The sequence below is a fragment of the Pseudomonas sp. genome (assembly GCF_030696055.1).
Taxonomy (GTDB): domain Bacteria; phylum Pseudomonadota; class Gammaproteobacteria; order Pseudomonadales; family Pseudomonadaceae; genus Aquipseudomonas.
In genome coordinates this window covers 1-5,894 of sequence record NZ_JAUYNP010000149.1, presented here as the reverse complement: position 1 = coordinate 5,894, position 5,894 = coordinate 1, and the positions used below count along the sequence as shown (strand labels likewise).

The window sequence follows — 5,894 nt, the reverse complement described above, 5'->3', positions numbered from 1 at the left end:
CTGATGGCCGCCATGCTCGAGCAGAAGATCATGCACCCGCTGGCCGGCGCCAACACCGCCTGGGTGCCGTCGCCGACTGCGGCCGCACTGCACGCCCTGCACTACCACAAGGTCGATGTGTTCGCCCGTCAGGCCGAGCTGGCCAAGCGTGAACGCGCCTCCATCGACGACATCCTGAGCATACCTCTGGCGCCGAACACCAACTGGACCGCCGAAGAAGTGCAGAACGAGTTGGACAACAACTCCCAGGGCATCCTCGGTTACGTGGTGCGTTGGATCGACCAGGGCGTCGGCTGCTCCAAGGTGCCGGATATCAACGACGTCGGCTTGATGGAAGACCGCGCTACCCTGCGCATCTCAAGCCAGCTGCTGGCCAACTGGCTGCGTCATGGCATCGCCACTGAAGAGCAGATCGTTGCCAGCCTCAAGCGTATGGCGCCGGTGGTTGACCGGCAGAACGCCAGCGACCCGCTGTACCGTCCGCTGGCACCGAACTTCGACAGCAACATCGCCTTCCAGGCTGCCCTGGAGCTGGTGGTCGAAGGCGCCAAGCAGCCGAACGGCTACACCGAGCCGGTCCTGCACCGCCGCCGCCGCGATTTCAAGGAAAAGAGCAAGGCCAAGAACGGCCTGTAATCCGCGGCTGCAGTGAAAAAACCGCCCTTCTGGGCGGTTTTTTTATGCCTGCTATTTCACCTTAAAGCGGTTGACCAGCTGCACCAGGCGATTGTTCGACTCCAGCAGCGCCTCGGTGCTCTTGTCGGCCTGTTGGCCGCTGTTGACCAGCTCGTCGACCATGTGCCGGATCGCCACCATGTTCTGGTTGATCTCCTCGGTCACCGCACTCTGCTGCTCGGCGGCGGTGGCGATCTGCGCGCTGAGGTCATGGATGCGGCTGACCGCCGAGGCCATATCATCCAGGCCGACGTTGACCCGCGAGGTGGTGTCCGCAGTGGCCTGGCAGCTGGCCCGGGTCTGTTCCATGGCCTGCACCGCGGAGCCGACGCCCTGCTGCAGCTTGCTCAGCATCTCGTTGATCTCCGAGGTGCTCTGCTGGGTACGCCCGGCCAGGGCGCGCACCTCGTCAGCGACCACGGCAAAACCGCGGCCCTGCTCACCGGCGCGGGCCGCCTCGATGGCCGCGTTGAGCGCCAGCAGGTTGGTCTGCCCGGCGATCGCGCCAATCACCCCGAGCACGTCATTGATCCGTTGCGCGTCCTGCTGCATCTCCTGCACCCGCTCGGTGGCGCGCGCCACCTCATCGACCAGGGCCAGCACGCTGCTGGAAGCTTCGGCCACCACCAGCTTGGACTTCTCGGCATTGTCGTTGGCGGTGCGGGTGAAGCTGGCGGTTTCGGTGGCGCTCTGTGCCACGCTGTCCGCGGTGGAGCTCATCTCGGTGATGGCGGTCACCGCCTGGTCGGTTTCGTTGGCGTGGCGCGCCAGCACCTCGTTGGTATGCCGCGACTGCTGCTGCAGCTGGCGCAGCTCGTCGGCGATCACCGCGGTGGCCTTGCCGACGTCGGCGATCATGGCCTGCAGGTAGGCGATAAAGTCATTCACCGAGCGCCCCACCGCGTCCATCTCGTCCTCGCCCTTGAGGGCAATGCGCCGGGTCAGGTCGGCATCGCCGGCCGACAGCGAATCGATGCTGCCGCGCAGCAGGTGCAGGCGCTGCATCAACTGGCGGATGGAAAACAGCATCATCCCCAGCAGCAGGACCACCATGGGAATCTGCAGCATGGCCAGGGTCTGCAGCACCTCGCTGCTGTTCTCGGTCAGCAGCCGGCTCGGCAACGCGGCGGCCAGCAGCCAGGGCGTGCCTTCGATGGGCTGGAGGAAGAAGGTCCAGTCACTGCCATCGCTGCCCTGGTACTCCTGCTTGAGCAGGGCCGAGCCGCCGAGCTGGCCCAGGCTGCGGTGGATCTCGGCGACGAACGGCGACTGGCCGGCCAGCTCAGACACGTTCTTCAGCACTATCTCGCCATTGATGCGCGCCTGGTTGCTCAGCACCTTGCCGTCCGGCTCGACGATCATCACCTCGCCCTGGATTTCCTTCTCCTTCTCGGCCACCAGGTTGTTGAAGAAGCCCAGGGTCACGTCGATGGTCGACACGCCGAAGGGCGCGCCGTCCTTGCTGATGGCCATGGCGCAGTTGGTGCGTGGCTGGGCACTGGCGTCGTCCTTGTAGGCCGCGGCCCAGGCGCACTGGCCGCGCGGCGCCTGCATGCCGCTGCGGTGCCAGGGCTGCTCGTAGTACTTGAGCGACTCCTCGGAGTTCCAGTAGGTGTTCACCGTCATCTTGCCGCTGCCGTCGCGGTGGAAGAAGGTGCTGTGCTTGTCGCGCTCGGAGCGCTTCTGCGGCAACGGCCAGATGCCGCCGCCAAACACCTTGGGGTCGCCGTACTGGTCGACCAGGCCGGGCACCACCAGGTCGATGCTGGCGCTGTCGAGCAGGGGCACGGTCTGGGTGATGCTGCGCGACTGCGCCTCGACCTTGGCCAGTTCGAAGAGAATGGTCTCGGCGATCTTGTTGACCTTGCCGAGCACCAGCTGCTCTTCCGCGGCCTTCAGTTGCGGGGTGATGAAATGGCGGATGCCTTCCTCGGTCAGCAGGAAGATCACTGCGATAAAGGCAATAAACATAAGGGTATAGCGCGACTGGATGGTTTTAAGCGAGCCCATGATCCACCTCTGTTTGAACCTCTGAAATAGTCCGCCAGCGGCTCAACCCACAGCCCGGTAGCACTCGGTTACTCCCCTACAGCCGCCACATTCCGCGGCTAATACAAACTGACGTCATAACGCTGGTACAAAGCCTGCACCCAACCCTCCACATACATCTGCCGCAACTCCGTCTGCAGCCGTTGCAGCAGTGGCGCATCCAGTTGCGGGTGGCAGGCGATGTCCTCCATCAGGGTCAGAAACGGTAGCACCTCACGCAGCGGCGGATTGACCGCGCGGGCCCGCGCCACCGCCGAGCTGGTCGCCCACAGCCGCGCCCGCTGGCGCTGCAGCATGCTCAGGTTGAGCGCTTCGTTATTCGAATAGAGCACCTGCAAACCCGCTCCCTGCAGGTATTCGCCGGCGCCCGAGCCCTGATGGCTGAGGATGCTCAGGCCCCGTGCATGCTCCAGGCTCAACAGCTGCAGGTTGTCATCGGCACGGGCATACAGGCCCAGGCGGGAAATCAACACCGGGCCTATCCACACATAGCTCGGCTCACGCTCCTGCTGACGCTCCACCAGCAGCACGCAGCTGTTCGGCTGCTGCTGCACCTGTTTGAGCGCCCGCTGCAAGGGCATAAAACGCAGCTGGTAGGAGGTTTCGGCACGGCGGAACAGCTCGGCGGCCAGTTCCGGCACCAACCCCGCGCCGCGGCCATCGGCGCCCTGCTGCACCAGCGGCGGACGCTCCCAGGCAAACAGCTGCACCTCGGCCTGCAGCGGCAGGCTAAGCAACGCCAGCAACAGACCAATCAGGCGAATCCTAATCCCAGGCACGCAGGGCCTCCTCATAGGGCAGGGTGCGCCCCGCCGGGCGCTCATCGCTCAGCTGCGGCCAGGGCGCAGCGCCCTGTTGCAACCAGTAGGCGGGTTCCCGCGGCGGGTTCAGTTTGGGCGCGCAGGCATGCCGCTGGCGCTGGCCGACCTGCTGCAGATGCTGGTCGAAGGCCGTCGCCAGGTTGTGCATGGCTTGTCCCACGCGGAGCTGGCCGCTGACCGCCGGGTACAGATGGCGCCACCAGAGGTTGGCCATGCCGCTGTAGTCCGGCACATTGGCCCCGGTCGGGGTCCAGCGCTGCGCCGCCGGGCTGCGGTAGAACTCGATCAGCCCACCGAGCTTGGGCGCGGCGGCGAGCAGGGCCGGGGAGTTCAGGTCCGAGCGGCGGATCGGCGTCAGGCCCACCAGGGTCTTGCGCAGCGACACCGACTTGGACACCACGAACTGCGCGTACAGCCAGGCGGCCTGGCGCTGTTTCAGCGGAGTGGCCTTGAGCAGGGTCCAGGCACCGACATCCTGATAGCCGGACTTCATGCCCTCGCGCCAATAGGCGCCGCGCGGCGAAGGCGCGACCCGCCACTTGGGCTTGCCCTCGTCATCCACCATCGCACTGTCCGGCTGGGTGTAGTCGGAGGTGAAGGCTGTGTACCAGAAGATCTGCTGGGCCACCTGGCCTTGCGCCGCGACATTGCCGGCCTGGTTGAAGGTCATGCGTTGCGCCTCGGGCGGCGCGTAGCGTTTCAGCCAGTCGATATAGCGCTGCAGCGCATAGACCGCGGCCGGGCTGTCCAGCGCGCCGCCGCGGGCCATGCTGGCGCCGGCCGGCTGGCAGCCCTCGACGCGAATGCCCCAGTCATCCACCGGCAGGCCGTTGGGCGAGCCCAGGTCGGCCACCCCGGCCATGCCCAGCCAGGCATCGGAAATGCGCCAGCCGAGCGAGGGGTCGAAAGCCCCGTAATCCATATGGCCATAGACCCGCTGGCCGTCGATTTCCCGCACCTGCTCGCTAAAGAAGGCGGCGATGTCCTCGTAAGCCGTCCAGTTCTGCGGCACGTCCAACTCGTAGCCGTAGCGCTCGCGAAAGGCTTGGCGCAGTTCCGGGCGGGCGAACCAGTCCTGGCGGTACCAGTAGAGGTTGGCGAACTGCTGATCGGGCAATTGGTAGAGCTTGCCATCCGGCGCGGTGACGAAGGGCAGGCCAATAAAGTCGTCGAGATCGAGGCTGGGTAAGCTGACGCTGGCGCCCTCGCCCTGGATAAAGTCGGAAAGCACCAGCACCTGGTTATCGCGGAAATGCTGGCCCAGCAGGTCGCTGTCGCTGACGTAGGCGTCATACAGCGGCAAGCCGGTCTGCTGCTGCGCGCGCAGTTTGTTGACCACATCGTCTTCGCCGCTGATCTCGTGGATCACCCGGATGCCGGTGAGCTGGCTGAACATGGGCGCCAGCACATTGGCCTCGTACCAATGGGTGGCGATGCGCTCGGCTATCACCCGCACCTGCACGCCTTGAAAAGGCTTGGCGGCCTCGACAAACCATTGCAGCTCGGCGCGCTGCTCGGTGGCAGTTAGCGAACTGGGCTGCAGTTCGTCCAGGGCCGCCTGCATAGGCTCGGCGGCCTGGACGGCGGCACTAAAATACCAGGCCAAGCAGATTACCCAACGCATGCACCCCCCTCCCTCTGCCATGTGCAATTCACTTTAGTGCAGGCCCGGGCTTTAGTCGCACCCTTCCTGGGCAGCGCCGCTGAAAACGTGATTTACCTGCAGATCCAGGCAATATCTGCGGCTTTCTGCGCAAAAAACCCGGCCATATTACAGCGCACAAAGCCTCTGCCACCGCCCCTAACGCGCCGATCCTAGACTTAGGTCCAATGGCCCGCGCGGCCACGGCGGCCGAACATGCTCAGTATGAGAATCGTCGAGGCCGCCTATGAGCACAGCGGACGCCTTCGCCCAGGCCGGTAAGACCGCGGTGTTGCAGAACATCCAGGGCACCCTGGAGTTTCTGCGCAAATTCCCGCCGTTCAAGCAGATGGACAGCGCCCACCTGGCCTATCTGGTGGAGCACTGCCAGCTGCGCTTCTACGGCGCCGGCGAGAGCATCATCAAGCCCAGCGACGGCCCGGTTGAACACTTCTATATCGTCAAGCAGGGCCGGGTGCAGGGCCAACGGCCGCACTCGGCGCGCCGCGGCACTGAGACCACTTTCGAGATCGGCACGGGCGAGTGCTTCCCCCTGGCCGCGCTGATCGGCGAGCGCGCCACCCGCACCGAGCACCTGGCCGGCGAAGTTACTTTCTGCCTGCTGCTGAACAAACCGGCCTTCGTCAAGCTGTTCGCCCTGTCCAACCCGTTGCGCGACTTCGCCCTGCGCGGGGTCAGCAGCCTGC

The 5,894-nt window shown here is 65.3% G+C and carries 4 protein-coding genes and 2 pseudogenes; 2 read left to right on the top strand and 4 right to left on the bottom strand.

Annotated features, from left to right (window positions below):
- Positions 1-636: pseudogene (locus Q8Q83_RS08845) on the top strand (malate synthase G); the annotation flags it as partial.
- Positions 637-687: 51 nt separating this feature from the next.
- On the opposite strand, the gene Q8Q83_RS20220 reads toward Q8Q83_RS08845, so the two are convergent.
- The 4 genes and pseudogenes from Q8Q83_RS20220 to Q8Q83_RS08830 all read right to left on the bottom strand — a co-directional run bounded on the left by Q8Q83_RS20220 (position 688) and on the right by Q8Q83_RS08830 (position 5,169).
- Positions 688-1,533 (bottom strand): methyl-accepting chemotaxis protein, encoded by an 846-nt coding sequence (locus Q8Q83_RS20220; RefSeq protein ID WP_371132384.1) that lies wholly within the window; start codon positions 1,531-1,533, stop codon positions 688-690.
- 15 nt (positions 1,534-1,548) lie between these two features.
- A pseudogene (locus Q8Q83_RS20215) lies at positions 1,549-2,646 on the bottom strand (cache domain-containing protein); the annotation flags it as partial.
- A 137-nt stretch (positions 2,647-2,783) separates the two neighbouring features.
- The gene (locus tag Q8Q83_RS08835) at positions 2,784-3,503 is read right to left on the bottom strand and encodes an ABC transporter substrate-binding protein (RefSeq protein WP_305622944.1); all 720 of its coding nucleotides are present in this window, start codon (positions 3,501-3,503) and stop codon (positions 2,784-2,786) included.
- On the bottom strand, positions 3,490-5,169 hold the full coding sequence (locus tag Q8Q83_RS08830; RefSeq protein ID WP_305622942.1) for an ABC transporter substrate-binding protein: 1,680 nt from the start codon (positions 5,167-5,169) through the stop codon (positions 3,490-3,492). The genes Q8Q83_RS08835 and Q8Q83_RS08830 overlap by 14 nt, the downstream gene beginning before the upstream one ends.
- Before the next feature lie 265 nt (positions 5,170-5,434).
- Between Q8Q83_RS08830 and Q8Q83_RS08825 the strand changes: the two genes are divergently transcribed.
- Positions 5,435-5,894 (top strand): cyclic nucleotide-binding domain-containing protein (locus Q8Q83_RS08825; RefSeq protein ID WP_305622940.1); only part of this gene is annotated, 460 nt, incomplete at its 3' end.

Excerpts from the sequence above, each read along its gene's own strand:
- Q8Q83_RS20220 (WP_371132384.1), bottom strand. The coding sequence starts at position 1,533 with ATGATCGCCGACGTCGGCAAGGCCACCGCGGTGATCGCCGACGAGCTG.
- Q8Q83_RS08830 (WP_305622942.1), bottom strand. The coding sequence starts at position 5,169 with ATGCGTTGGGTAATCTGCTTGGCCTGGTATTTTAGTGCCGCCGTCCAG.